This window comes from Pseudomonas umsongensis (genome assembly GCF_012647205.1).
GTDB classification, from domain to species: domain Bacteria; phylum Pseudomonadota; class Gammaproteobacteria; order Pseudomonadales; family Pseudomonadaceae; genus Aquipseudomonas; species Aquipseudomonas umsongensis.
Window position 1 is genome coordinate 6,615,146 of the sequence record NZ_CP051487.1, and the last position, 26,288, is coordinate 6,641,433.

Genomic DNA, 26,288 nt, shown 5'->3' on the forward strand with positions numbered 1-26,288 from the left:
GCGTGAGCCTCGTGTTGGCCGTGGCGTTCGGGGGCAGGCAGTTTAGCGCCGAACCTCATGCTTCAGAACCACGAACTACGGGTTGATCAAAAATCAGATAGCAAAAAGCCGGGTTTCCCCGGCTTTTGCTGGTCTATCAACTTACTTGCGCTTCATCGACAGGAAGAACTCATCGTTGGTCTTGGTCGTTTTCAGCTTGTCGACCAGGAACTCGATGGCAGCCACTTCGTCCATAGGGTGCAGCAGCTTGCGTAGAATCCACATGCGCTGCAGCTCGTCGTCGGCAGTCAGCAACTCTTCGCGACGAGTACCGGAACGGTTGATGTTGATCGCCGGGAACACACGCTTTTCAGCGATACGGCGATCCAGAGGCAGTTCCATGTTGCCGGTGCCTTTGAATTCCTCGTAGATCACTTCGTCCATCTTCGAGCCGGTTTCAACCAGCGCGGTGGCGATAATGGTCAGCGAGCCGCCTTCCTCGATGTTCCGCGCAGCGCCGAAGAAACGCTTCGGTTTCTCCAGGGCGTGGGCATCGACACCACCGGTCAATACCTTGCCGGAGCTCGGGATCACGGTGTTGTAGGCACGGGCCAGACGGGTGATGGAGTCGAGCAGGATCACCACGTCCTTCTTGTGTTCGACCAGGCGCTTGGCCTTCTCGATCACCATTTCGGCAACCTGCACGTGGCGGGTTGGCGGCTCGTCGAACGTCGAGGCAACCACTTCGCCGCGCACGGTACGCTGCATTTCGGTTACTTCTTCCGGACGTTCGTCGATCAGCAAGACGATCAGATGAACTTCAGGATTGTTACGCGCGATGTTCGCCGCGATGTTCTGCAGCATGATCGTCTTACCGGCTTTGGGCGGTGCAACGATCAGACCGCGCTGGCCTTTACCGATCGGGGCGCACAGGTCGATGACTCGACCGGTCAAGTCTTCGGTGGAACCGTTACCGGCTTCCATCTTCATGCGCACGGTCGGGAACAGCGGGGTCAGGTTCTCGAAGAGAATCTTGTTTTTCGCGTTTTCCGGACGGTCGAAGTTGATCGTGTCGACCTTGAGCAGTGCGAAATAACGCTCGCCTTCCTTAGGAGGTCGGATCTTGCCAACGATGGTGTCACCGGTACGCAAGTTGAAGCGACGGATCTGGCTCGGCGAGACGTAGATATCGTCTGGGCCGGCGAGATAGGAGGCGTCAGCAGAGCGAAGGAAGCCGAAGCCGTCCTGGAGAATCTCCAGCACGCCATCACCGGAGATTTCCTCGCCGCTTTTCGCGTGCTTTTTCAGCAGGGAGAAAATCACGTCCTGCTTGCGCGAACGGGCCATATTTTCTATGCCCATCTGTTCGGCCAATTCGAGCAGTTCGGTAATCGGCTTTTGCTTGAGTTCAGTCAGATTCATATAGGAATGACGTAATCATTTATGGAGGGGGGAAATTAAGCTTTTGGCTTAATGAGGCCGCGCCGCGGAGAAGGCGACAGGATCGCGTACTTATTCGAAAAGGAGAGCGTCGGCGACGGCTAGCAGGGGGCACTGGAGAAACCAGCGCGGGGCCGAATGTAACACCTGAGTTTCGGAGCGTCTAGCCCTCTACAACGAAAAAAGCCCCGCTATCTGCGGGGCCTTTATCTGACACGCTACTACGACGCTTAGATGTTGGCGTCGAGGAAAGCCGCCAGCTGCGACTTCGACAGTGCGCCAACCTTGGTCGCTTCAACGTTGCCGTTCTTGAACAGCATCAGCGTCGGGATACCGCGCACGCCATGCTTGGCGGGGGTTTCCTGGTTTTCGTCGATGTTCAGCTTGGCAACGGTCAGCTTGCCTTTGTAGGTCTCGGCAATTTCGTCCAGGACAGGAGCGATCATTTTGCAAGGGCCGCACCATTCAGCCCAGTAGTCGACCAGTACAGCGCCTTCAGCCTTGAGTACGTCGGCCTCGAAGCTAGCGTCGCTAACGTGTTTGATAAGATCGCTGCTCATGGAATTCTCCAGGGTTGTAAGCAAAAAAACGTGGCCCATCATAGCCGCCCTTCCCTCGTTCAGGAAGGTGCAGATGATTGAGTCTCGCTATGGTGTTCCATGAGTTTGGGTATAGCCCAGGTCACGCCAATGCGGGAGCGACGAAAGCGATCCCGGTACGCAGCGCCGCATTGCGCACGTGTTCGTGCATGGCCTTTTGCGCGGCCCCCGAGGCCCGGCGCGCCAGCGCGCGAAGGATTTTGCGGTGCTCATGCCAGGTTTCCATGGCCCGCTCGGCCCGGATGAACGGTAGCTTCTGACTCTCCAGGAAAATCTCGGCACTGGCCGTCAGGATGCTCAGCATCGCCTGATTGCCGCTGGCCAGCAAAATGCGCCGATGGAATTCGAAGTCCAGGCGGGCTGCCGCTTCGAAGTCGCCGCACTTGAGGTCGTTGCGCATGGCGGCGACGTTATCTTCCAGCGCATCGAGCTCATCGGTACTCAAGGTCACGGCCGCCAGCCCCGCCGCGAATCCCTCCAGCGCGTAACGCAACTGGAAGATATCCAGGGGCGAAGCCTGCGCCGCGAAGGGCCAACCGGGTGCGGCCTCGCTTCGCTCAAGCTCCACCGGCGACTGCACGAACACGCCTTTGCCCGGCTGGATACTGATGACACCCAGTGCGCTGAGCGATGACAGCGCCTCACGCAACGACGCCCGACTGACCCCCAGTTGCACCGCCAGGTCCCGCTGCGAGGGCAAGGCATCCCCGGGCCCGAAACCCTGTTCGGTGATCAGTTTGCGGATGGCTTGCAGCGCCAGTTCAGGTACGGCGCGAGAGATCGAATTCATGGTTTTCCAGTCGAACCAGGCCAATGAGCGCTCAGTTGTAAAGCTATTCGAAGCGCCCGGCAAGTCGTGCCCCATGGGGGTTCGGTGACTTTCGCCGCTGCGCCATCGGGGTGCGAAACGCCACCTGACTGTTCAGACCAGTAAGACCGTGTGACGCCAGCAAATCCGCGGCCTGGCGGCCCACCAACGCCATGTTGGCATGGCCCATGCTCTGTCGATCCGCAGAAATCCCTTCGCAAAGATCCGGAGACTTGCCATGACCCAGCGTTACAGCGCCCTCCTCGCAGCCTTGTTCGCCAGCCTCGTGCTGAGCCAGGCCCCCGCCCACGCCGACGCCCTGGAGGATGTCGTGCAGCGCGGCGTTCTCAAGGTCGCCGTACCGCAGGACTTCCCGCCCTTCGGCTCGGTTGGCCCGGACATGAAGCCGCGCGGCCTGGACATCGACACCGCCAAACTGCTGGCCGACCAGCTCAAGGTCAAACTCGAACTGACCCCGGTCAACAGCACCAATCGCATTCCGTTCCTGACCACCGGCAAGGTCGACCTGGTGATCTCCAGCCTCGGCAAAAACCCGGAACGCGAAAAAGTCATCGATTTCTCCCGCGCCTATGCGCCCTTCTACCTCGCCGTGTTCGGTCCTCCAGATGCCGACATCAAGAGCCTCGACGACCTCAAGGGCAAAACCGTCAGCGTCACCCGTGGCGCCATCGAAGACATCGAGCTGACCAAGGTCGCCCCCGAAGGCGTGACCATCAAGCGCTTCGAAGACAACAACTCGACCATCGCCGCGTATCTGGCGGGGCAAGTGGACCTGATCGCCAGCGGCAACGTGGTAATGGTCGCCATCAGCGAGAAGAGCCCGAAACGCGTGCCAGCGCTGAAAGTGAAGCTCAAGGACTCGCCCGTCTACGTGGGCGTGAACAAGAACGAGCCGGCGCTGCTGGACAAGGTCAACCAGATTCTTGTGACCGCCAAGAGCGACGGCGCGCTGGAGAAAAATGCCCTGGCCTGGTTGAAAGAACCGCTGCCGGCCGATCTCTGATCCGGCGCGCAGGAGACACGCGATGGCTTATCAGTTCGATTTCTTGCCGGTGGTGCACAACACCGACCTGTTGCTGCGCGGTGCGCTGTTCACTCTTGAGCTGACGGCCATCGGCGCAGTGCTGGGGGTGGGCCTGGGCATCGTCGGGGCACTGGTGCGGGCGTGGAACATCCGACCCTTCGCCGGTTTTTTTGCGGTCTATGTCGAGTTGATCCGCAATACGCCGTTTCTGGTGCAGTTGTTTTTCATCTTCTTCGGCCTGCCCTCCCTGGGTGTGCAGATTTCCGAGTGGCAGGCCGCCGTGCTGGCGATGGTGATCAATCTGGGCGCCTATTCCACCGAGATCATCCGGGCCGGCGTCCAGGCGGTCCCGCGAGGTCAGCTGGAGGCCGCGGCGGCCCTGGCGATGACGCGCTTCGAAGCCTTCCGCCATGTGGTGCTGCTGCCGGCGCTGGGCAAGGTCTGGCCGGCCCTGAGCAGCCAGATCATCATCGTCATGCTCGGTTCGGCGGTCTGTTCGCAGATCGCCACTGAAGAGCTGAGCTTCGCTGCCAACTTCATCCAGTCACGCAACTTCCGCGCCTTTGAAACCTATGCACTGACCACGCTGCTCTATCTGTGCATGGCCTTGCTGATCCGCCAGTTGCTGAACTGGATCGGCTACCGGTTCATTGTGAGGAGCGGCCGATGAGCGATTTCACCTTCTGGGACATCGTGCGCAACCTGCTCACGGGCCTGCAATGGACACTGGCGTTGTCGCTGGTGGCGTTCGTTGGCGGCGGGCTGATCGGCTTGTTGATCATGGTCATGCGCCTCTCGAAAAAAGCCTTGCCGCGCAGCGTTGCCCGTACCTACATCGAATTGTTCCAGGGCACGCCGCTGTTGATGCAGCTGTTCCTGGTGTTCTTCGGTGTAGCGCTGGCCGGGGTGGAGATTTCGCCTTGGGCCGCGGCGGCAATCGCCTTGACGTTGTTCACCAGCGCCTACCTGGCGGAAATCTGGCGGGGTTGCGTCGAGTCGATCCCCAACGGCCAATGGGAAGCCTCGTCGAGCCTGGCGCTCAATCCCCTGGAGCAATTGCGCTACGTGATCCTGCCACAAGCGTTGCGCATCGCCGTGGCGCCGACCGTGGGCTTCTCCGTGCAAGTGGTAAAGGGCACCGCCGTGACCTCGATCATCGGTTTCACCGAACTGACCAAGACCGGCGGCATGTTGGCCAACGCCACCTTCGAGCCCTTCATGGTCTACGGCCTGGTCGCCCTCGGCTACTTCCTGCTCTGCTACCCCTTGTCCCTCAGTGCGCGCTACCTGGAAAGGAGACTGCATGCCTCTGCTTAGAATTTCCGCCCTGCATAAATACTATGGCGACCACCATGTGCTCAAAGGCATCGACCTGAGTGTCGAGCAAGGCCAGGTGGTGGCGATCATCGGCCGCAGCGGCTCGGGCAAGTCGACCTTGCTGCGCACCCTCAACGGCCTGGAATCGATCAACGATGGCGTCATCGAAGTCGACGGCGAATACCTCGACGCCGCCCGCGCCGACCTGCGCAGCCTGCGCCAGAAAGTCGGGATGGTGTTCCAGCAGTTCAACCTGTTCCCGCACCTGACGGTGGGCGAGAACGTGATGCTTGCGCCGCAGGTGGTGCAGAAAGTACCGAAGACACAGGCTGCCGAACTGGCGCGACAGATGCTGGAACGGGTCGGGCTTGGGGAGAAGTTCGATGCCTTCCCCGATCGCCTGTCCGGCGGGCAGCAACAGCGGGTGGCGATTGCCCGTGCGCTGGCGATGTCGCCCAAGGTGCTGCTGTGCGACGAAATCACCTCGGCGCTCGACCCAGAGTTGGTCAACGAAGTGCTGAGCGTGGTTCGGCAACTGGCCAAGGAAGGCATGACGCTGATCATGGTCACCCATGAAATGCGCTTTGCCCGGGAGGTTGGGGATAAGTTGGTGTTCATGCATCAAGGTTTGGTGCATGAGGTGGGCGATCCAAAGGAGTTGTTTGCCAATCCGCGGACGGTGGAGTTGGCGAATTTCATTGGGACGGTTGAGGCGACCACCTGATCATTCCCACGCTCCGCGTGGGAATGCCTCAACGGACGCTCCGCGTCCGCTTTGGGACGCAGAGCGTCCCGGGCTGCATTCCCACGCAGAGCGTGGGAACGATCGGCTTTGAACACAACGCGTTGGCGGCAGCCTTTGATCGTGGCAGGATGTCGAGGTTATCGACCGAGACCCCTGACCATGCCGCAATCCCAAGCCAAGAATCTGTCCTTGATCGCCGCAATCGACCTGGGCTCCAACAGCTTTCACATGGTCGTGGCCAAGGCCCAGAACGGCGAAATCCGCATTCTCGAACGTCTCGGGGAGAAGGTTCAGTTGGCCGCCGGTATCGACGACGAACGCCACCTCAGCGAAGAATCCATGCAACGCGGGCTCGATTGCCTCAAGCGTTTCGCCCAACTGATCAACGGTATGCCCCCAGGCGCCGTGCGGATCGTCGGCACCAACGCCCTGCGTGAAGCCCGTAACCGCAACGAATTCATCCACCGCGCCGAAGAAATCCTCGGCCACCCGGTGGAAGTCATCTCCGGCCGTGAAGAAGCGCGCCTGATCTATCTGGGCGTGTCCCACACCCTCGCCGACACCCCGGGCAAACGCCTGGTGGCCGACATCGGCGGTGGCAGCACCGAGTTCATCATCGGGCAGAGATTCGAGCCCTTGTTGCGCGAAAGCCTGCAGATGGGTTGCGTCAGCTACACCCAGCGCTATTTCAAGGACGGCAAGATCACCCCGGCCCGCTACGCCCAGGCGTATACCGCGGCGCGGCTGGAGATCATGAGCATTGAACACGCCCTGCATCGCCTGACCTGGGATGAAGCCATCGGCTCCTCGGGCACCATCCGCGCCATCGGCCTGGCGCTGAAAGCCGGCGGCCACGGCACCGGTGAAGTGAATGCCGAAGGGTTGGCCTGGCTCAAGCGCAAGCTGATCAAGCTTGGCGATGTCGAGAAAATCGACTTCGAGGGCATCAAGCCGGACCGTCGGGCGATTTTCCCGGCCGGCCTGGCCATCCTCGAAGCCATCTTCGATTCACTTGAACTGCAACGCATGGACCACTGTGAAGGCGCGTTGCGCGAAGGCGTTCTCTATGACCTGCTGGGTCGTCATCATCACGAAGACGTGCGTGAACGCACCCTGACGTCGCTGATGGAGCGTTATCACGTCGACCTGGAACAAGCGGTGCGAGTCGAACGCAAGGCCCTGCATGCCTTCGATCAGGTGGCCAAGGACTGGGACCTGGAAGACGGCGTCTGGCGCGAACTGCTCGGCTGGGCGGCCAAGGTGCATGAGGTGGGCCTGGACATTGCCCACTACCAGTACCACAAGCATGGCGCCTACCTGATCGAGCACTCGGACCTGGCCGGTTTCTCCCGCGAAGACCAACTGATGCTTGCACTCCTGGTGCGCGGCCACCGCCGCAACATTCCCAAGGACAAGTTCGCCGAATTCGGCGATGACGGCATCAAGCTGATTCGTCTTTGCGTGTTGCTACGCTTCGCGATCCTGTTCCATCACATCCGCGGCACCCAGCAAATGCCTCAGGTGGAACTGAACGCCAATGGCAACCACCTGGAAGTTGTTTTCCCGGAAAACTGGTTGGAGGACAACCAACTGACCCAGGCCGACTTCGAGATCGAAGCGCAGTGGCTTACCCGCGTAGACACCGTACTGACCGTGCGCTGAACCTGTAGGAGCTGCCGCAGGCTGCGATCTTTTGATTTTGCCCTTCAAAACAAGATCAAAAGATCGCAGCCTGCGGCAGCTCCTACAGGGTGGAAACAAAAATGGCGATCCAAAGGGATCGCCATTTTTTTACCTCGTGCCGGTGTTACCGAACCGCCAGGATCGGGCTACCCAACCGCTCCAGCAAGGTAGCCTGCGCACTGCGCGGGTTCTGGTTGCCGGTCGGTGTATTGCGGATGTAACGGCCGTCCGACTGCAGGCTCCAGCTGTGGGTGTTGTCGGTGAGGTACAGCTCGAGCTCTTTCTTGACCCGCATGATCAGCTTCTTGCCCTCTACCGGGAAGCAAGTCTCGACGCGCTTGTCGAGGTTGCGCTCCATCCAGTCAGCGCTGGAGAGGAACATCTGCTCTTCGCCGCCATTAAGGAAATAGAAGACCCGGGTGTGCTCCAGGAAGCGACCGATGATCGAGCGCACATGGATATTGTGCGACACCCCGGCGATGCCCGGCCGCAGGCAGCACATGCCACGCACCACCAAGTCGATGCGCACACCCGACTGGCTGGCCTTGTACAACGCGCGGATGATCTTCGGATCGGTCAGCGAGTTGAACTTGGCGATGATGTGCGCCGGCTTGCCCTCGAGGGCGAACTGGGTTTCGCGGGCAATCATGTCGAGCATGCCCTTTTTCAGGGTAAACGGCGCATGCAGCAGCTTTTTCATGCGCAGCGTCTTGCCCATGCCGATCAACTGGCTGAACAGTTTTCCGACGTCTTCGCACAGGGCGTCGTCGGAGGTCAGCAGGCTGTAGTCGGTATACAGGCGAGCGTTGCCGGCGTGATAGTTACCCGTACCGAGGTGGGCGTAACGCACGATCTCACCCGCTTCGCGGCGCAGGATCAGCATCATCTTGGCGTGGGTCTTGAAGCCGACCACACCGTAGATCACCACCGCACCGGCCGCTTGCAGACGGCTGGCCAGCTGCAGGTTGGACTCTTCGTCGAACCGCGCGCGCAATTCGATCACCGCGGTGACCTCCTTGCCGTTACGCGCCGCATCCACCAACGCATCGACGATTTCCGAGTTGGCGCCGGAGCGATACAGGGTCTGACGCACCGCTAATACGTGCGGGTCCTTGGCGGCCTGGCGCAGCAGGTCGACCACCGGAGTGAACGACTCGAACGGGTGCAGCAACAGGATGTCCTGCTTGCTGATCACGCTGAAAATGTTTTCGCTGTTCTGCAGCAGTTTCGGAATCTGCGGGGTGAACGGTGTGTATTGCAGCTCGCGCTGGCTGTCCAGGCCAGTAATGCTGAACAGACGCGTCAGGTTCACCGGGCCGTTGACCTGATAAAGCTCGCTCTCGCTGAGGTTGAATTGCTTGAGCAGGTAGTCGGACAGGTGTTTCGGGCAGGTATCGGCGACTTCCAATCGCACCGCGTCGCCATAACGACGGGAGAACAGCTCGCCGCGCAGGGCACGCGCCAGGTCTTCGACATCTTCCGAGTCCAGCGCCAGGTCGGCGTTTCGGGTCAGGCGGAACTGATAGCAGCCCTTGACCTTCATGCCCTGGAACAAGTCATCGGCGTGAGCGTGGATCATCGACGACAGGAATACATAGTTGTCGCCAGGGCCGCCGACTTCTTCCGGCACCTTGATCACCCGCGGCAGCAGGCGCGGTGCCGGGATGATCGCCAGGCCGGAGTCGCGACCAAAGGCGTCGATACCCTCGAGCTCGACGATGAAGTTAAGGCTTTTGTTCACCAACAAAGGGAACGGGTGCGTCGGGTCGAGGCCGATCGGGGTGATGATCGGGGCGATCTCGTCACGGAAATAGCGGCGCACCCAGGTCTTGAGCTTGGTCGTCCAGTGACGGCGACGAATGAAGCGGACCTGATGTTTTTCCAGCTCCGGCAGCAGGATGTCGTTCAGGATCGCGTACTGACGATCGACGTGACCGTGTACCAGTTCACTGATGCGGGCCAGGGCCTGGTGCGGTTGCAAGCCGTCGGCACCCGCTTGCTCCCGGGCGAAGGTGATCTGCTTCTTGAGGCCGGCGACACGAATCTCGAAGAACTCGTCCAGGTTGCTGGAGAAGATCAGCAGAAATTTCAGGCGCTCCAGCAACGGGTATGACTCGTCCAGTGCCTGTTCCAACACGCGGATGTTGAACTGCAGTTGCGACAGCTCGCGGTGGATGTACAGGCTGCTGTCATCCAGGCCGGGAATGGCAATCGCTGGCGCTGCCACAGCGGTCTCGACGACCGCCGCGGGCGGAGCTGGCTCCAGCTCCGGCGGGGTCTCGTCGACTTGCTCCACCACAGGCTGGGCGTCTTTTACGGCAACTTCAGTGAGTACTTCGGTATTCATCGAATGTTCCTGGGAGGGCTATTGTTGCTCTCGTAACAGTTGAGCAGCACGAACGGCAAAATATGTCAGGATGCCATCAGCACCTGCGCGTTTAAAAGCGGTCAGGGATTCGAGGATAACCCCTTCGCTCAACCAGCCATTCTGGATCGCCGCCATGTGCATGGCGTATTCGCCACTGACTTGATAAACAAAAGTCGGCACTTTGAATTCTTCTTTGACCCGGCAGAGGATGTCCAGATAGGGCATGCCTGGCTTGACCATGACCATGTCTGCGCCTTCTGACAAGTCAGCCGCCACTTCGTGCAGGGCTTCGTTGCTGTTGGCCGGGTCCATCTGATAGGAGGCCTTGTTGGCCTTGCCCAGGTTCAGTGCCGAACCGACCGCATCGCGAAACGGGCCGTAATAGGCGCTGGCGTACTTCGCCGAATAGGCCATGATCCGTACGTTGACGTGACCGGCCACTTCGAGGGCCTCGCGGATAGCCTGGATGCGACCGTCCATCATGTCCGAAGGCGCAACCACCTGGGCGCCAGCTTCGGCATGGGACAGGGCTTGCCTGACCAGTGCGTCGACGGTGATGTCGTTCTGCACATAGCCTTCTTCGTCGAGAATGCCGTCCTGGCCGTGGGTGGTGAACGGGTCCAGCGCGACGTCGGTAATCACGCCCAGCTCAGGAAACTGTGCACGCAGGGCGCGGGTGGCGCGCTGGGCAATGCCTTCGGGGTTCCAGGCTTCGGCGCCATCCAGCGATTTGAGCTCTGGAGGTGTCACCGGGAACAGCGCCAGCGCCGGAATGCCCAGCTCGACCCACTTGGCTGCCTCTTCCAGCAACAGATCGATGGTCAGGCGTTCGACGCCCGGCATCGAGGCCACCGTTTCGCGACGGTTTTCACCGTCCAGTACGAACACCGGCAGGATCAGATCATCGACGGTCAACACGTTTTCACGGACCAGTCGACGCGAAAAATCATCGCGACGGTTGCGGCGCAGGCGGGTTGCGGGGAACAAGCGGTTGGCGGGGGTAAAGCTCACGGCAGACTCCTGAGCCCGCGCGGACGGGCGAGCGTGACAGTTATAAGCGGCCATTATGACGATCACATGACAGTTGTGTGCAACCTGTGACAGGTAGCCGCATTCCATTGTCCTTGTAGGAAATGTTCACGTCGAGACACATTTGGACACTTTCCTGAATGTGTACGAAGGGTTAGGCTGCGCGTTCATTTCGCCAGCACCCAGACAATGCTCCAACAATTTCTGCATGACTTCGGCTACTTTGCCCTATTTCTAGGCACATTCTTCGAAGGCGAAACCATCCTGGTGCTCGCGGGCTTCCTCGCGTTCCGTGGATACATGGACATCAACCTGGTGGTGGTCGTGGCGTTCTTCGGCAGTTATGCCGGCGATCAGCTGTGGTACTTCCTGGGACGCAAGCACGGGCGCAAGCTGCTGGCACGCAAGCCGCGCTGGCAGTTAATGGGTGATCGGGCGCTCGAGCACATTCGCAAGCATCCGGATATCTGGGTCCTGAGCTTTCGCTTCGTCTATGGCCTGCGCACCGTGATGCCGGTGGCAATCGGCCTGTCTGGCTATCCGCCGGGCCGTTATCTGCTGCTCAACGGAATTGGCGCTGCGATCTGGGCCACCGCACTGGCGGCGGCGGCCTATCACTTTGGCGCGGTACTGGAAGGGATGCTCGGCAGCATCAAGAAATACGAACTGTGGGTGCTCGGTGCCCTGCTCGTCCTCGGGTTGGGCCTGTGGCTGCGCCGCCGGTTCAAGAATGCTCGCCTGGCCAGGCAGATCTATGCCGACGAGCAAGCCCTGAAAGCCCAACAGCACAATGCCGGCAACCCTAAGACGCCAATCGAGTAAAACGGTTTCTGCAGCAGTAGAGCCCGATACCGCTGATCAGACTGTAACTGAGCAGGCCGACCCAGCCCACCGCGCTGGCCGGCCACAGCCCCACCAGCGGCGCCAGCCATACCAGTGGCACATTCGATGCCAGCCGCAGCAACTCCAGCTTCAGCGCCCACGGGCGATTCTCCAGGGCCACGCCCAGCACGAACAGGCCCAGCGCCACAGCTCCCCAGCCCAACACCAACGCGGCCGTCGACAGATTGGGCGCGAGGTTCATCAAATAGCTGCCTAACGCGATATAAACGCAGAACTGTAACAGCACGTAGAGCTGCTGACGCCCGTCCAACGGCACTTCAAATTTGCGGAACTGGCTCAGGTCCGGCTTGTTCATCGGGTACTTGGCCGCCACGTCCGCCGGTCGCCAGCCGGTGCGCATGAACCAGATCCGCAGCTTGTCCCAGGTACTTTCGGCGCGCCGCGCATCCGCCCACAACTGTGCGTAGAACTGCACGTTGGCCCACACCGGGTTCCAGCTCGCCAGCGGTGTTGTTACGCCGAAAATCACTGGCTCGTTGTCGTCTTCTTCCTGGAAAGAGCCAAATAGACGGTCCCAAATAATGAACACACCGCCGTAGTTGCGATCCATGTAGAGAGCGTTCTGTGCATGGTGAGCCCGATGATTGGATGGCGTGACGAAAAACCACTCGAACCAGCCGAGCTTGGGAATGTGCCGGGTATGCACCCAGAACTGGTACAGCAGGTTAAGCGCCGCGACGCTGACGAACACCAGCAACGGCACACCGACGACGGCCATGGGGAGGTAGAAGATCCAGCTCAGGAGGAATCCGGTGCTGGTCTGGCGCAAGGCGGTGGAGAGGTTGTAGTCCTCGCTCTGGTGATGCACCGAATGCGCGGCCCAGAGGATGTTGCGCTCGTGGCCCATGCGGTGCAGCCAGTAGTAGCAGAAATCGTAAAAGACGAAGGCAAACACCCAGACCCAGATGCTGTCGGGCGAGAGCTCGAACAGTGCCAGGTGCTTGAGGGCGAACGCATAGGTCACCAGCCCTACGCCTTTTGTCAGCAGGCCGGTGGTGGTCGACAGCACACCGGTGCTGATGCTGTTGATCGCGTCCGCCAGCCGATAGTTGCTGACCCCGCGCCAACGGTCGGCCAGCAGCTCGACAGCGATCAGCACAAAGAAAAACGGCACCGCATACAGAATGAAGTCCATGACGCGCCCTGGTCGGAATCTTGAGGACAGATCCTATGTGTAGCCTCGAATTATCCCTATGGCAACGAGTGACAAATTAGTGGACATTTAACGCCATGAATCTGGAGAAAAGCCCATGAGCAAAAAAGTTGCAGTGATCCTTTCCGGTTGTGGCGTATACGACGGCGCCGAGATTTACGAAAGTGTGGTGACCCTGCTGCGCCTGGACCAGCGTGGCGCGCAGGTGCAGTGTTTTGCCCCGAATATCGCGCAGCTGCACGTGATCAACCACCTGACCGGCGAAGAAATGCCCGAGTCGCGCAATGTGCTGGTGGAGTCTGCCCGTATAGCCCGCGGCGAGATCAAGGATATCCGCGAAGCCGACGCCGAGGAGTTCGATGCACTGATCATTCCCGGCGGCTTCGGCTCGGCCAAGAACCTCTCCAACTTTGCCATCGAAGGTACTGGCTGCACGGTGCAACCGGATGTCCTGGCATTGACCGAAGCCTTTGCCGAGGCCGGCAAACCGGTCGGCCTGATCTGCATTTCACCTGCCCTGGCGGCGAAAATCTATGGTCCCGGCGTGACATGCACCATCGGCAACGACGCAGAAACGGCAGCGGCCCTGAACAAGATGGGCGCCACCCACAAGGAATGTGCCGTGAGCGATATCGTCGAAGACAAGGCGCGCAAACTGGTGACGACACCGGCCTACATGCTGGCGCAATCGATCAGCGAAGCGGCTTCGGGCATTAACAAACTGGTCGACCGGGTGCTCGAACTGACCCACGAAAACGACGCCTGACATCGATTAAATGTGGGAGCGGGCTTGCTCGCGAAAGCGGTGTGTCATTCAACAATGAGGGTGACTAATACACCGCATTCGCGAGCAAGCCCGCTCCCACAGGGTTCTTTACAAGGTTCAAGCTTGGCGGGTCAGCCTTGTAAGGATCCGGTCCAGCGCATTGGCAAACGCCTGCTTTTCCCGCTCACCAAACGGCGCTGGCCCGCCACTCATCTGCCCCTGTTCGCGCAAATCGGTGAACAGGTTGCGCACGGCCAGGCGATCGCCCATGTTCTGCGCATCGAACTCCTTGCCCCTCGGGTCCAGCGCAGCAACGCCTTTTTTCACCAAGCGGTCGGCCAGCGGCACATCGCTGCAGATCACCAGCTCACCAGGTACCGCGTGCTCCACGAGGTAGTCGTCGGCCGCATCAGGGCCACTTGGCACCACGATCAACTTCACCAGCGCCAGGCCGGGCTTGATCTGTGGCTGGCCGGCCACCAGCACTACTTCGAACTGGCGCTTGAGGGCGAACTTCACCACCAGGTCCTTGGCCGCCCGGGGGCAGGCGTCGGCATCGATCCATACGCGCATGTTCTTGTCCTCTCTAAAAAGCTTCGCGAGCAGGCTCGCTCCCACAGGTTATACGCAAATCCTGTGGGAGCGAGCCTGCTCGCGAATATGAGCGAAGCGAATGCTGTTAAGCCGTAACCCGCCGCTTTTCAGCCACACGACTACGACCATACAACACAACGATCGCAACGATCGCCACCGCCTGCGCACTCAGCGAATACGCATCCGCATGAATCCCCAACCAATCGAACTCAAAGAACGGCACCGGCCGCGTGCCGAAGATACCGGCTTCCTGCAACGCCTTCACGCCATGCCCGGCGAACACCACCGACAAGGCACAGAGCAGGCCGGCGTTGATGCTGAAGAACAGCGCCAACGGCAGTTTCGCCGAGCCGCGCAGGATCACCCAGGCCAGGCCTACCAACAACACCAGCGCCGTCGCACCACCGGCCAGTACTGCGTCATGGCCCGCAGGGCCAGCCTGCAACCACAGGGTTTCATAGAACAGGATCACTTCGAACAGTTCGCGATACACCGAGAAAAACGCCAGGATCGCAAAACCGAAACGTCCACCACCGCCCACCAGGCTGCTCTTGATGTAATCCTGCCAGGCCGCGGCATGACGACGGTCATGCATCCACACACCGAGCCACAACACCATGACGCTGGCGAACAGGGCCGTTGCACCCTCCAGCAACTCACGCTGCGAGCCGCTGACATCAATCACATACGCCGCCAGCGCCCAGGTACCCAGACCGGCCAACAGGGCCAGGCCCCAACCGACATTGACACTTCGTACCGCCGACTGTTGGCCGGTATTACGCAGGAAGGCGAGAATCGCCGCCAGCACCAGGATGGCTTCCAGGCCTTCGCGCAACAGAATCAGCAGGCCGGAAATGAAGCTCAGCGACCAGCTCAAACCATCGCTGCCCAACAATCCGGCAGACGCTTTCAACTTGGCCTTGGCCGCCTCCAGGCGCTGTTCCACCTGCTCCACCGGCAGGCCATCCTGTAATGATTGACGGTAAGCCATCAGCGACTTTTCAGTGTCTTTGCGCACGTTGGCATCGACGTTGTCCAGGGAGCTTTCGACCAGCTCGAAGCCTTCCAGGTACGCCGCTACCGACAGGTCGTAGGCTTGATCGTGATCGCCTGCGCGGTAGGCCGCGACGCTCTTGTCCAGGGTAGTCGCGGTGTAGTCGAGCAACTGCGCCGGGCCACGCTTGGCTTGCGGCGGCTGAGCCCGTTGCGCGCGGAAAGTCGCTGCGCCTTGCGGACCGTCGGCGGCCTGCACTTCGGCCGGCGTCTGACGGGCCAGATCGGCAATGTTGTAGGTCTTGTCGCTACTGGCGGCCTGAGGATCGGCGCTGAAGCTGGCGATATAGGTTGCCAGGTCCCAACGCTGACGATCATCGAGCTGATCGCCGAAAGCCGGCATATCGGTGCCTTCTACCCCCAGGCCCAGTGTGTTGTAGATCGCGTAGAGGCTCAGGTGATCCAGGCGCGTGTTATCTCGCAAATTGGCCGGCGCTGGGGTTAGCCCCACACCCGCCGGACCATCGCCAGCGCCGGTTTCGCCGTGGCACACCGAACAATGCTGGGCGTACAGTGGCGCGCCGCGAGTCGGGTCCGGGGTAATGATCGGCGCCTGGCTGACTTCATAGGCCACGGCCAATTTTGCGCCGAGTTGCCGAGCCTGGCGGGCAACGTCCGCACCGTCCCGACGCGCGGAGATCGCCTCGCGCAGCGCGCTGACGCCCTGCTCCAGCCCGGCTTTTTCCGGTTTGGCCGGCATGCCGGCGATCAAGCCTTGCAACACCTGGACAAACTCCAGCTGTTCGCGGTATTCGGATTCGTTGACGACCTTGCCTGCCTGCACTGCTTGCGGATAGTCCGCGCCGAGGTAATCGAGCAAGTGCAGCGCTTGCGGAGCGCCTTCCACGGTGTCGGCCAGCAGATTAAAGCTGCACAGGGCAAACACCGGCGCTAACAGCCAGGCCAGGAATCGGGACGGGGCAATCATGAACGAATCTCAATTGGAAATACGAAGTAACATATTGTTCACTCCCAATCAGTTTCACTCAAGCTTTGTCGTCGATTGCACGACAGCGCATAAACGCAAAAGGCGACCTGAAGAGGTCGCCTTTTTTGTGCTTGATGCTTAAACCGTGGCTTTACGCAGGGTGGCCATGAACGCCGCCGCGCCAATGAACAGCCCGGCAAAGGTACGGTTCATGCGCCGTTGCTGTTTCGGCGTGCGCAACATACGCAGCACCTTCGAAGCCAAACCGGTGTAACCGGCCATGACGATCAGGTCCACGCAGACCATGGTGACACCGATGATCACGTACTGGATCAGCAGTGGCGCGTGCGGATCAATGAACTGAGGCAACACCGCCAGCATGAACACCAACGCCTTGGGGTTGCTGATGTTCACCAGGAAGCCTCGGAACACCAGGGCCATTGGCTTGCCAATCTGCCGGATCGCCGCGTCATCGCTCATATCGCTGGGTAGCGCACGCCATTGTTTGATGGCGAGATAAACCAGGTAGGCCACACCGAACCATTTAATCGCATGGAAAGCAGTGGCCGACGCCGTGAGAATCGCGCCGACACCGGCACCAACAATGGCAATCTGCACAGCAAGGCCCAACTGCAAGCCCAGGGCGTTCCAGTAGCCGCGCCAGAAACCGTACTGCAGGCCACTGGACATCGACGCAATGGCGCCGGCACCGGGAGAAAGACTGATCACCCAGCAGGCGGCAAAAAACGCCAGCCATGTTTGAAGCTCCATTGCACACCTCGACTCGGACTCGTGACAGATGTCTAAGCTAATGCGGCTTTGGGTGGATGACTACCGATTTTTTGAAGGAAGTGGCGACTGCCGACCAGCGTTGTATGCCTTTAGGTCCCTTTCGCGAGCAGGCTCGCTCCCACCTTGGCTTGCGTCTCTCCTGGTTGAACCTGGTCGAGTGTGGGAGCGAGCCTGCTCGCGAAGGCGGTGTATCAGGCAACAGAAGGCCTACTTTTCAAACCCGCTGGAAGGAAACACGTCAGTCCCGCGCCAACGCCGCACCGATCGCTGGAAGAACAAACTGTTGGGCACCTGCACCATCGCGCTACCAGTACCCAGCTCTTCAGCCTCGATCAACGTGGTGTACAGCAGATTGATCGCCACTACCCGGCCTTTGACGCCGGGCTTGTCGGTGGTGTCCACCAACTCGACCACATCGCCCAGGCGAAACGGCCCGACTGTGAAGATCAGGATCGCGCACAACAGATTGGAGAGCACGCTCCACATGGCGAAAAACGCCACCGCCGCCACCGCGACGAATCCCGACAGCGCGGTCCAGAGCACCGTGGCCGAAACCCCCAGGCGCTCCAGCACAAAAATCAATGCACTGCCCATGATCAGCCAACGCAGGCCGCCGCGCAGCGGCATCAGCAACTGCGGCGGAAACGGATAGCGCTCACCGAGACGGGTCAGGCACTTGGCAACGAAACGCTGGGCGATGTAGCCAGCCAACAGGATCAGCAGGATTTGCACAGCGAGCCAGATCGGCTCGATCCACATCGCTGGCAGCGGCAGCTTGAACGCCTCCATCAGGACAGCGCCTCCAGCTCCGCCTGCATGCTTTCCAGCAGTTCCAGGGCTTCCATCCAGGCTTCTTCCAGCTCCCCTTCGCGCACCTTCAGCTTGGCTTGCTCGGCCAGCAAGTCACGCAACTCGTTTTTGCGCATCGGCTCGTAGATATCGCTGTCGCCAAGGCTGGCATCGATCTTCGCGAGTTTCTCGTGCAGCTTGCCCAGCTCGGCTTCGAGCTTGTCAGCCTCACGCTTGTGCGGCGCCAGTTGCTGGCGCAATGCAGCGGCAGCCTGACGCTGGGCTTTCTTGTCGGTCTTGTCCGGGTTAACCGGGGTGTTGCTGACCGGCGCATTGCGCTGGCGATACTCCACCAGCCAGCGGGTGTAGTCTTCCAGGTCACCGTCGAACTCTTCGACCTTGCCGTCTGCCACCAGATAGAAATTGTCGGTAGTGCTTTTGAGCAAATGGCGATCGTGGGAGACCACCAGTACCGCACCACTGAATTCCTGCAAGGCCATGGTCAGCGCCAGGCGCATTTCCAGGTCCAGGTGGTTGGTCGGTTCGTCGAGCAGCAACAGGTTCGGCCGGTCCCAGGCAATCAGCGCCAGCGCCAGGCGCGCCTTTTCGCCACCGGAGAAATTCAGTACAGGCTCGTCGATCCGCGCGCCGCGGAAGTCAAAGCCCCCGAGAAAGTCACGCAGGGTCTGTTCGCGCTCGGTTGGCGCCAGGCGTTGCAAGTGCAGCAACGGGCTGGCCTTGGCATCCAGGGAGTCAAGCTGGTGCTGCGCGAAGTAACCAACGACGGTATTTTCGCCACGGGTCAAGCGGCCCGCCAGAGGCGAGAGCTCACCGGCAAGGTTTTTGATCAAGGTCGATTTACCGGCGCCGTTCGGGCCAAGCAAACCGATGCGCGCACCGGGAGTCAGTTGCAGCTTGACCTTCTCCAGCACGGTTTTCTCGCCGTAACCCAGGCGGGCATCAGACAGGTCGATCAGCGGGCTGGAAATCTTCTGCGACTCGCGGAAGACGAAGTCGAACGGCGAGTCGACGTGCGCCGCCGTCAGCTCTTCCATGCGCTCCAGGGCCTTGATCCGGCTCTGGGCCTGGCGGGCCTTGGTCGCCTGGGCCTTGAAGCGGGCGATGTAGCTTTCCATGTGCGCCCGTTGCGCCTGCTGCTTCTCATAGGCCTGTTGTTGCTGGGCCAGGCGTTCGGCTCGGGCACGCTCGAAGGCGCTGTAGCCGCCGCGATAGAGGGTGATCTTGCGTTGATCGACGTGAGCCACGTGATCGACCACGGCATCGAGGAAGTCCCGGTCGTGGGAAATCAGCATCAAGGTGCCAGGATAGCTTTTGAGCCACTCCTCGAGCCAGATGATGGCGTCGAGGTCCAGGTGGTTAGTCGGTTCGTCGAGCAACAGCAGGTCCGAAGGACACATCAAGGCCTGCGCCAGGTTCAGGCGCATCCGCCAGCCACCGGAGAAATCGCCGACCTGGCGATCCATCTGCTCGTTGGTGAAGCCCAGGCCGGCCAGCAGCTTGCGCGCCCTTGCGTCAGCGGTGTACCCGTCGGCGCTGTCCAGCTCGGAGTGGTAGCGGGCCTGTGCGGCACCGTCATGGGCCGCTTCGGCTGCCGCCAGGTCACGTTGCACCTGGCGCAGGCGCAAGTCGCCATCGAGCACGTAGTCGACCGCCAGGCGTTCGAGCGTGTCGACCTCCTGGCGCATGTGGGCGATACGCCAGTCGGCCGGCAGGAAGCAATCGCCCGAGTCCGGGTGCAGCTCACCCCGAAGCAAGGCGAACAGGCTCGATTTGCCGGCGCCGTTGGCACCGATGAGGCCGGCTTTCTGGCCGGCGTGCAGGGTCAGCTCGGCGTCTTCTAGCAGACGTTGCGGGCCACGCTGTAAAGTCAGGTTCTGAAGTCGAATCATAATGGCGGCGGAGTCTACCAGCTTCGCTCGCAACTAGCGCGAGTAGCACTATGTCCTCTGACCTGTGGAGCTTTTCCCTGTCCCTTTATGCCCGTCCGGGCGTTGAACAGGCATGCCTGCAAATGCAGGCGGCCGGCGTCAGCGTGTGTCTGCTGCTGTGCGCGGCATGGCTGGGACAGCGGGGTATCGCCTGCGATGAACAGCGCCTGGAGAAACTTCGCGGTGTGGCACAAGCCTGGGACGTCGATGTCGTGCAACCGTTGCGGGCGCTGCGCGTGCAATGGAAGGTTGCCGCCGAACAGGATGCCGAGCTGCACTTGCTGCGCGAACAGGTCAAGGCACTAGAATTGGAGGCCGAGAGAAATCTGCTGTTGCGCCTGGAGCGATCGTCTCGGGATTGGCCGCACGGTGTCGCGACCGACCTGGCGATCTGGCTGGAAGGTGTGACGGCAGATGCCGCCCACCTGCACCGCGACGCGCTGCATCAGCTGCGCGTCGCGGTAACCGGCACTTAAGAAGCGCTGGTTGGGTTGGTGCTGGAGTTCGACGGTGCCACTGGCGTTGGCGCGGTGGAGGCTGTCGAGGTTGTTGCTGTCGGCGTAGGAGCAGCCGAAGCGGATGGCGCTGGCGTCGCTGGCTTGGCAGCAGGGGCCGGAGCCGGCTTGGCAACAGCGGTCGGTTTTTTCACGGCAGGTTTCGCTGCTGGTTTCGCTGCCGGTTTTGCTGCTGGCTTTGCAGCGGCGGGTTTTGCTGCCGGTTTCGCCGCGGCAGGTTTTGCGGCGGTGGCTGGTTTGGCCGCAGCGGTTTTAGCCGCTGGTTTTGCAGCAGGTTTCGCAGCTGCTTTCGCCGCCGGTTTGGCCGCTGGTTTTGCAGCAGGCTTGGCAGCGGTTTTCGCCACGGCAGGTTTGGCAGCCGGTTTCGCAGCGGCAGTTCTAGCGGCTGGTTTGGCGGCTGCGGTTTTGGCTACGGCAGGTTTCGCAGCGGCGGTTTTGGCGGCCGGTTTGGCAGCCGGTTTCGCGGCCGCTGTTTTGGCAGCAGCTGGCTTGGCAGCAGGTTTGGCAGCAGCGGTTCTAGCAGCCGGTTTTGCAGCACTGGCCGCGACAGGTTTTTTCGCTGCAGAGGTTGCAGCAGGTTTGGCTGCGGCTTTCACCGGTGCCTTGGCGGCAGGTTTGGCGGCAGGCTTGGCCGGTGCTTTTGCGGCAACCGGTTTGGCAGCGGCTTTCTTCGCAGGAGCCGCAGCTGGCTTGGCCGAACGCAGGGACAACGCCTTGCCGACAGCCTCTTGAACGCGACCAACACCCTGGGCCAGTTTCAGGCTTTCCTGGGCGTCGCGCTTGAGTTGCAGGATGTAGCCGCGAGTTTCCGATTGACGATCCTTGAGTGCATCAAGCAGGTCCTCGAGCTCTTTCACCGCGCCCTTGGCCTTGGCTTGCGCCTTGGCCTTTCCGGCCGCCGCTGCGTCCTGCAATTTGGTGCGGGATTTGTGCAGTTTCTCTTGCGCTTTTCCGCGCTGCTTTTCCAGTTTGGCGAGCAATTTTTCAGCATCAGCCAAAGCTTCGGAACAAGCGTTTTCCAGATGCTCGAGCAGGCTGCCCGAGAGTTGTTGGAGCAGGTGCAACGGAGTACTTACAGGCTTCTTGGTGGCCGACATGGTTTACCTCCTGGCTGGGGTGAGTGCGGCTCATACTAGACCTCTGCTGCTACCGCCGCTAGGGCATCTTGACAGTATCCAAAGCGCTGCGTTGCAACGAACTGAAAATGTTCTGCGCTGGCGCAAAAGCAGTTCACCTTTGAATGCATTCGCACTGGCATAATCGGCCGCATCCCAGGCTGGAGAGTGTCGATGTCGCGCTACCTGTTTTTATCGTTTTGCGTGTTTTTTTCCGTAGCCCAAGCCGCCGAAAAAAACCCGGAAAAAGACGCTCACGATCTCGCTTACAGCCTGGGAGCAAGTCTCGGCGAGCGCTTGCGCCAAGAGGTTCCTGACTTGCAGATTCAGGCACTGGTCGACGGATTGCAGCAGGCCTATCAAGGCAAGCCACTGGCGTTGAAGGACGAGCAGATCGAACAGATTCTGAGCGAGCACGAAGCGCGGGTGAGCATGCAGACGCCTGCGCCGCAAAACACGTTGGCGCTGGAAAACGAGCAAAACTTTCTCGCCAAGGAAAAAGCCAAACCTGGCGTTCGCGAATTGGCGGATGGAATCCTGCTGACCGAGTTGGCACCGGGTAACGGCACCAAGGCCGGACCAAACGCAAAGGTCCAGGTGCTTTACATCGGGAGACTTCCTGACGGCACAGTGTTCGACCAAAACAATCAACCGCAATGGTTCAGTCTCGATAGCGTGATCAGCGGCTGGCGCAGCGCGCTGCAAAACATGCCAGTCGGTGCCAAATGGCGCCTGGTGATTCCATCATCGCAGGCCTATGGCGCCGACGGTGCCGGCGACCTGATCGCCCCCTTCACTCCCCTGGTATTCGAAGTCGAATTGCGCGACGCCTCCAGCTGAAAGCACAAACGAAAAACGGTGCGCCATGGCGCACCGTTTTCATGTTTTGCGGGGAGAACGATCAGGCCTGAACCGAATCTTCTTCCTTGTGAGCGGTATGCAGCACTTCGATCAGGCAGTCTTCCAGTTCGAAGCGCTCATGCAGCAAGCCCCCCAGCGTCTTGAACTCATCAGCAACACACTTCCCGGCATCGCACAGGTCGTTGAACGCGAGGAGCTTCTCGGTGATGACGTCGATGCGTGGGTAGATGGTCTCGGCGAGTTCCAGGCCACGCTTGTCGTTGAAGGCCTTGGCCTCCCCCGTCAATTGTTCGTAGATCTCGAAGTGGCCGGCGGATACGTAATCGACCAGGACGCCGCAGAACTCTTGCAAGGGCTTGCGGTTCTCGGACAGTGCCTCAGGTTTTGCTCCGAGCTTGTCGTACGCATCGATCAGCTCTTTACGCTCCTGCAACCAGCGGTCAATCAGCAGATGAACTCCACCCCAACGTTCCTGAGCATTCTGACAACTTTCGAGCATGGCGGTCTCTCTTCCCTTGTGGGTCATGCTGCTCTACACCTGTCACACACTTGAGAATCAAGATCGACCAGGCAGAGCGTCATCGAGCAACATAAATCCAATGACACGTGCGGGCCAGATTATGCCCGCACGACGGTGGCTTCAAGGTACTCAGACGATAAAGTTCATACAAGTGTTTAATCTTTGGCAAGCACCCGATGCGACGACTCGCCGCCGAGCGGTCGTCTGCTGGCGCTCAAGGCCAGGCCAATGAGCTGATAAATTCCCGGAATCATCACCGCTACGAAGAACAGCAGGCTCCATTCCGGAATGCTCAAATCGAACAACGTCCAGGCTATCCGCGGGCAGTCGACGGCACTCTGGAACAACTGCTGCGCAACCCGTAACCACGGGGCGCTGGTAAATACCTCGGCAAGGTCGGGCGAGCAGGCGGAAAGTTGATGCACTGGGTCGCTTTGCAGCAACACCTGGCGCCAGGCCGTGAATGTGCCCAACAGGCCGCAGAACAGCCCGAGCAGCCAATACACAAAGGCCCCCAGGCGACCGGGACCGTGCACCGAAGCTATCAGGCTCAAACCGGTCAACAGCGCCAGGCAAGCCCGCTGCAACAGACACAAGCCACATGGCTGGAGGCCGACTGCATATTCCAGGTAATAGGAAACGCCCAAGGCCAGGGCGCCTGCGATGAACACAGTGAAAAACAGGGAGCGGGGGCAGGCCAACGACATGGCGTTTCCGTAACAATAAGAGTCCGACAGCTACGGTAGTGGAAACTGCGCAACCCTTACAAGGCGGGCAGATGCAGACACTTCAGCAAATACGTTAGGAAATCCCGACAGGCATCGGAGGATAAGATGCAATGGTCTGTAGGACTTTGCTGAAGCGGGATTGTGAAGGGAGAATTCCGACAGACTCTGGAGCAGCGGATCGCCCATTCGAGCGATCCTTCACTCAGTGGTCAAACGCGAGCCAACACCGGCAACGGTGCCGCCAGCAAGCGCTCATCGAGCAAGCCCAGGCCTTCCTGGAATAGCTGGTTGCTGCGTTCGGTGTCTCCCATCTGTGCCAGCAGGCGGGCCAGTTCGGCGCATGCTTCCGGGTTGCGCTGTACCCGCAGACTGCTTTCCAAATAATCCCGGGCCTTGCCCCACAGGCTGCTTTGCAGACACAGGCGACCCAGCGTCAGCAACAGGCCAGGATCTGTCGGATGATCCTTGAGCCAGCCCTCGGCGAGTTGCAACTGGCGAGCCGGGTCACTGCCGCGTACCAATCCATAAAGGCGCGCCAGATGACTGTCATAGTTACGCTTCAGCGCCGTGCGCAAGACTTCTTCGGCCTGCACCTGGGCCCCCAGTTGCCGCAGTTGCTCGGCATAGGCGAGCACCAATTGCGGCTCTTGGCGCTGAGCCGAAGTCAGCTGTTGCCACGCGCGATCGAGCGCCTGTAAACCGAGCGCCCCTTCCACGTCCTTATGCGCCGCCAGGGACAGGTTCTCACCCCAGGCTCGACGCTCCAGTTCGGCCAGTTCAGCCGCTGGCAGGACTTTGTCCTTGCGCAGCTCAGGCAGCAAGCGAATCACTGCCGACCAATCACCTCGCTGCTGATGCAGGCGCTGCAACTGACGCAGCGTCTGTGCGTTATGCGGATGACGCTCGTGCATGGCCTGCAGGGTCACCAGGGCGCCCTCGGTATCACCACGATCGGTCTGCAACTGCGCGTGATTCAAGGCAATCGCCAACTCGGCCTGGGGCTGACGCTCCAGAGCACGCTCCAGCAGATTGTCACTTTCTTCGTATCGACCTTGTTCGTTCGCGGCCCGCGCAGCCCCGAGGTAGTAAAGCAGCGGCTGGCGCTCGGCTTCTGCGGCCCGATGCAAATGACGCTGCGCGCTGGCCCAGCGACCTTCGGCCAGGTCCAGCTGCCCATGCTCTATCGCCACCTGGATCCGGCGACTGCGATTGCGCCGTGACCACGGGTTGACCACGCCACCGGAGGTCGTCACCAGTTCGATCAACGCCTTGATGCCCCAGAAGACCAGCCAGAGAACGGCGATCAAGGCCAGGGTTGCCCACAGGCTCGATTCGTAGCGAAAGCTCTTGTAGGCGATCAGGACGTAGCCTGAATGCTCGGCGATGGCCAAGCCCAGCGCAGCCGCAGCCGCAATGGCCAGGAACACGATCACATAGAGGCGTTTCATGGGGTGGCCTCCTGCGCGGTATTCGCGGCAGGTTTGGCCAGCGGCTTGATCGAGTCCTCGGCGTTGACGTTACGCCGCTCCAAATAGCCCTGGACCGCACTCAGGGTGCCAGTCAGGTCCGGGGTGACCACGGAGACCGGCTGCTTGCTCAGTTCCGCTACCTGTTCGAGCATCACTTTGCTCTGGGGATTGTCCGGGTTGAAGTTGCCCTTGAGCACATCCCGCGCCTCTGCCAGTGCTTGCGAATACACCGCTGCCTGACCGTTGAGCGCAGCCCATTGCGCCTGCTCCAGCGCCAGGCTCAGCGCCAGGCGAACCTGACTCAGGCTCTGCCCGGCCAGCAAAGGACGAACATTCTTGTCGGCGTTGAAATCGATACGGATGTAGCGCGAGATCTGATCCCACCATTGCGCCCAGCGGCTGGCGCCGTCGCCATCGGCGGTCAGTCCCAGCAAGGATTCGCCGCGATCCTTGTACTCGGGCGCGAGCTCGGTCAGGTTGATCACCTGGTCGCGCAACGCCCCCAGTCGCAGGAACAAACCGGTGCGATCCGGCTGTTCGGTGCTGCGCAGGGCCACCAGGGTCTTGGCCACTTGCTCGCGAGCGGCAAAGGAGCCAGGGTCATTCTGTTCACGGAGAATTTCATCGGCGCCTTGCACCAGGGCTTGGGCGCTGCTGATGTCCTGCAGGGCCGAAAGACGCAGGCTGGCCAGACGCAGCAAGTGCTCGGCCTCTGCCAGTCGCCAATCCTTGCGGCTGGCGCCGAGGACGGTTTCCAGGCGTTGATTGAGTCGCTGCTGATCACCCTGAAGCTGAATCACCAGCCGACTGCGCTCTTCCAGCACATCGGCGCCGGGCAGTTGCTCCAGACGCGCGCTTAGGCGTTGATCATTGAGTTTCAGGCTCTGCGCCTCGTCACTCAACGCCTGCACCTGACCCAACTGCTGTTGGTTGATCGCTTGCAGGTGACGCACCTGCCAGACCCCCCAACCACCCACCGCGACACCGGCGGCGCCCAGCAGCAGCGCGACGATGGCCAGCCCATTGCCGCGGCGCTGCACCGCAGCAGGTGGCGGCTGCATTTCATCAACCGGCGCTTCAAGCACTGGCCGGACGTCATCTTTTGGCAAGGCTGTTTCGCTCACGTATCCATCCTTTGCA

Annotated in this window: 25 protein-coding genes; 9 read left to right on the top strand and 16 right to left on the bottom strand. The window is 60.6% G+C overall.

The window, feature by feature from the left end:
• Positions 1–141: 141 nt before the first annotated feature.
• The 3 genes from rho to HGP31_RS30045 all read right to left on the bottom strand — a co-directional run bounded on the left by rho (position 142) and on the right by HGP31_RS30045 (position 2,808).
• Positions 142–1,401 (bottom strand): transcription termination factor Rho, encoded by a 1,260-nt coding sequence (gene rho / locus HGP31_RS30035; RefSeq protein ID WP_003206716.1) that lies wholly within the window; start codon positions 1,399–1,401, stop codon positions 142–144.
• Between the two features lie 248 nt (positions 1,402–1,649).
• Entirely contained in the window at positions 1,650–1,979 is a 330-nt protein-coding gene (gene trxA, locus HGP31_RS30040) for a thioredoxin TrxA (RefSeq protein WP_003206727.1), read from the bottom strand.
• A 121-nt stretch (positions 1,980–2,100) separates the two neighbouring features.
• Positions 2,101–2,808, bottom strand: a complete 708-nt coding sequence (locus HGP31_RS30045) for a FadR/GntR family transcriptional regulator (RefSeq protein ID WP_083350198.1) — start codon at positions 2,806–2,808, stop codon at positions 2,101–2,103.
• Positions 2,809–3,064: 256 nt separating this feature from the next.
• Between HGP31_RS30045 and HGP31_RS30050 the strand changes: the two genes are divergently transcribed.
• From HGP31_RS30050 to ppx, 5 genes are all read left to right on the top strand, one after another.
• Positions 3,065–3,850, top strand: coding sequence for a transporter substrate-binding domain-containing protein (locus HGP31_RS30050; RefSeq protein WP_020797256.1), 786 nt, complete (start codon positions 3,065–3,067; stop codon positions 3,848–3,850).
• Between the two features lie 22 nt (positions 3,851–3,872).
• Positions 3,873–4,541, top strand: coding sequence for an amino acid ABC transporter permease (locus HGP31_RS30055; protein ID WP_168759105.1), 669 nt, complete (start codon positions 3,873–3,875; stop codon positions 4,539–4,541).
• Positions 4,538–5,188 carry an amino acid ABC transporter permease gene (locus tag HGP31_RS30060; protein WP_033044598.1) on the top strand — a complete coding sequence of 217 codons (651 nt, stop codon included), beginning with the start codon at positions 4,538–4,540 and terminating at the stop codon, positions 5,186–5,188. The genes HGP31_RS30055 and HGP31_RS30060 overlap by 4 nt, the downstream gene beginning before the upstream one ends.
• On the top strand, positions 5,175–5,912 hold the full coding sequence (locus HGP31_RS30065; protein WP_020797253.1) for an amino acid ABC transporter ATP-binding protein: 738 nt from the start codon (positions 5,175–5,177) through the stop codon (positions 5,910–5,912). Before HGP31_RS30060 ends, HGP31_RS30065 begins: the two co-directional genes overlap by 14 nt.
• 180 nt (positions 5,913–6,092) lie before the next feature.
• Positions 6,093–7,595 carry an exopolyphosphatase gene (ppx, locus tag HGP31_RS30070; RefSeq protein ID WP_083349891.1) on the top strand — a complete coding sequence of 501 codons (1,503 nt, stop codon included), beginning with the start codon at positions 6,093–6,095 and terminating at the stop codon, positions 7,593–7,595.
• Between the two features lie 145 nt (positions 7,596–7,740).
• Here ppx and ppk1 read toward each other — a convergent pair whose 3' ends face one another.
• Both ppk1 and hemB read right to left on the bottom strand, forming a co-directional pair.
• The gene (gene ppk1, locus HGP31_RS30075) at positions 7,741–9,963 is read right to left on the bottom strand and encodes a polyphosphate kinase 1 (protein WP_020797250.1); all 2,223 of its coding nucleotides are present in this window, start codon (positions 9,961–9,963) and stop codon (positions 7,741–7,743) included.
• An 18-nt stretch (positions 9,964–9,981) separates the two neighbouring features.
• A complete protein-coding gene (gene hemB / locus HGP31_RS30080) occupies positions 9,982–10,995 on the bottom strand; it encodes a porphobilinogen synthase (protein ID WP_168759106.1) in 1,014 nt (337 codons plus the stop codon).
• Positions 10,996–11,202: 207 nt separating this feature from the next.
• Between hemB and HGP31_RS30085 the strand changes: the two genes are divergently transcribed.
• Positions 11,203–11,835, top strand: a complete 633-nt coding sequence (locus tag HGP31_RS30085) for a DedA family protein (protein ID WP_020797248.1) — start codon at positions 11,203–11,205, stop codon at positions 11,833–11,835.
• On the opposite strand, the gene HGP31_RS30090 is transcribed toward HGP31_RS30085, so the two are convergent.
• On the bottom strand, positions 11,816–13,051 hold the full coding sequence (locus tag HGP31_RS30090; protein WP_168759107.1) for a sterol desaturase family protein: 1,236 nt from the start codon (positions 13,049–13,051) through the stop codon (positions 11,816–11,818). The genes HGP31_RS30085 and HGP31_RS30090 overlap by 20 nt on opposite strands.
• Before the next feature lie 115 nt (positions 13,052–13,166).
• Between HGP31_RS30090 and elbB the strand changes: the two genes are divergently transcribed.
• Entirely contained in the window at positions 13,167–13,835 is a 669-nt protein-coding gene (elbB, locus tag HGP31_RS30095; protein ID WP_020797246.1) for an isoprenoid biosynthesis glyoxalase ElbB, read from the top strand.
• A 117-nt stretch (positions 13,836–13,952) separates the two neighbouring features.
• Here elbB and HGP31_RS30100 read toward each other — a convergent pair whose 3' ends face one another.
• From HGP31_RS30100 to HGP31_RS30120, 5 genes are all read right to left on the bottom strand, one after another.
• Positions 13,953–14,408 (bottom strand): YaiI/YqxD family protein, encoded by a 456-nt coding sequence (locus tag HGP31_RS30100; RefSeq protein WP_020797245.1) that lies wholly within the window; start codon positions 14,406–14,408, stop codon positions 13,953–13,955.
• A gap of 106 nt (positions 14,409–14,514) precedes the next feature.
• Positions 14,515–16,410 carry an FTR1 family protein gene (locus HGP31_RS30105; protein ID WP_168759108.1) on the bottom strand — a complete coding sequence of 632 codons (1,896 nt, stop codon included), beginning with the start codon at positions 16,408–16,410 and terminating at the stop codon, positions 14,515–14,517.
• 138 nt (positions 16,411–16,548) lie between these two features.
• Positions 16,549–17,181 carry a homoserine/homoserine lactone efflux protein gene (gene rhtB / locus HGP31_RS30110; protein WP_151143718.1) on the bottom strand — a complete coding sequence of 211 codons (633 nt, stop codon included), beginning with the start codon at positions 17,179–17,181 and terminating at the stop codon, positions 16,549–16,551.
• Positions 17,182–17,409: 228 nt separating this feature from the next.
• The gene (locus tag HGP31_RS30115; RefSeq protein WP_020797242.1) at positions 17,410–17,991 is read right to left on the bottom strand and encodes a mechanosensitive ion channel family protein; all 582 of its coding nucleotides are present in this window, start codon (positions 17,989–17,991) and stop codon (positions 17,410–17,412) included.
• On the bottom strand, positions 17,991–19,901 hold the full coding sequence (locus HGP31_RS30120; protein ID WP_008066418.1) for an ATP-binding cassette domain-containing protein: 1,911 nt from the start codon (positions 19,899–19,901) through the stop codon (positions 17,991–17,993). Before HGP31_RS30120 ends, HGP31_RS30115 begins: the two co-directional genes overlap by 1 nt.
• A 50-nt stretch (positions 19,902–19,951) precedes the next feature.
• Between HGP31_RS30120 and HGP31_RS30125 the strand changes: the two genes are divergently transcribed.
• Entirely contained in the window at positions 19,952–20,416 is a 465-nt protein-coding gene (locus HGP31_RS30125) for a TIGR02444 family protein (protein WP_168759109.1), read from the top strand.
• On the opposite strand, the gene HGP31_RS30130 is transcribed toward HGP31_RS30125, so the two are convergent.
• The gene (locus tag HGP31_RS30130; protein WP_168759110.1) at positions 20,413–21,552 is read right to left on the bottom strand and encodes an AlgP family protein; all 1,140 of its coding nucleotides are present in this window, start codon (positions 21,550–21,552) and stop codon (positions 20,413–20,415) included. The genes HGP31_RS30125 and HGP31_RS30130 overlap by 4 nt on opposite strands.
• Positions 21,553–21,744: 192 nt before the next feature.
• On the opposite strand from HGP31_RS30130, the gene HGP31_RS30135 reads away from it, so the two are divergent.
• Positions 21,745–22,410 (top strand): FKBP-type peptidyl-prolyl cis-trans isomerase, encoded by a 666-nt coding sequence (locus tag HGP31_RS30135; RefSeq protein ID WP_168759111.1) that lies wholly within the window; start codon positions 21,745–21,747, stop codon positions 22,408–22,410.
• 61 nt (positions 22,411–22,471) lie between these two features.
• On the opposite strand, the gene rsd is transcribed toward HGP31_RS30135, so the two are convergent.
• The 4 genes from rsd to HGP31_RS30155 form a co-directional block, all read right to left on the bottom strand.
• Entirely contained in the window at positions 22,472–22,930 is a 459-nt protein-coding gene (gene rsd, locus HGP31_RS30140; RefSeq protein ID WP_083349898.1) for a sigma D regulator, read from the bottom strand.
• A gap of 176 nt (positions 22,931–23,106) precedes the next feature.
• Positions 23,107–23,658: a disulfide bond formation protein B gene (locus tag HGP31_RS30145; RefSeq protein ID WP_020799326.1), complete on the bottom strand. Its 552-nt coding sequence runs from the start codon at positions 23,656–23,658 to the stop codon at positions 23,107–23,109.
• Between the two features lie 230 nt (positions 23,659–23,888).
• Entirely contained in the window at positions 23,889–25,127 is a 1,239-nt protein-coding gene (locus HGP31_RS30150; protein ID WP_020799327.1) for a heme biosynthesis protein HemY, read from the bottom strand.
• Positions 25,124–26,272: a uroporphyrinogen-III C-methyltransferase gene (locus HGP31_RS30155; RefSeq protein ID WP_020799328.1), complete on the bottom strand. Its 1,149-nt coding sequence runs from the start codon at positions 26,270–26,272 to the stop codon at positions 25,124–25,126. The genes HGP31_RS30150 and HGP31_RS30155 overlap by 4 nt, the downstream gene beginning before the upstream one ends.
• Between the last annotated feature and the right edge of the window lie 16 nt (positions 26,273–26,288).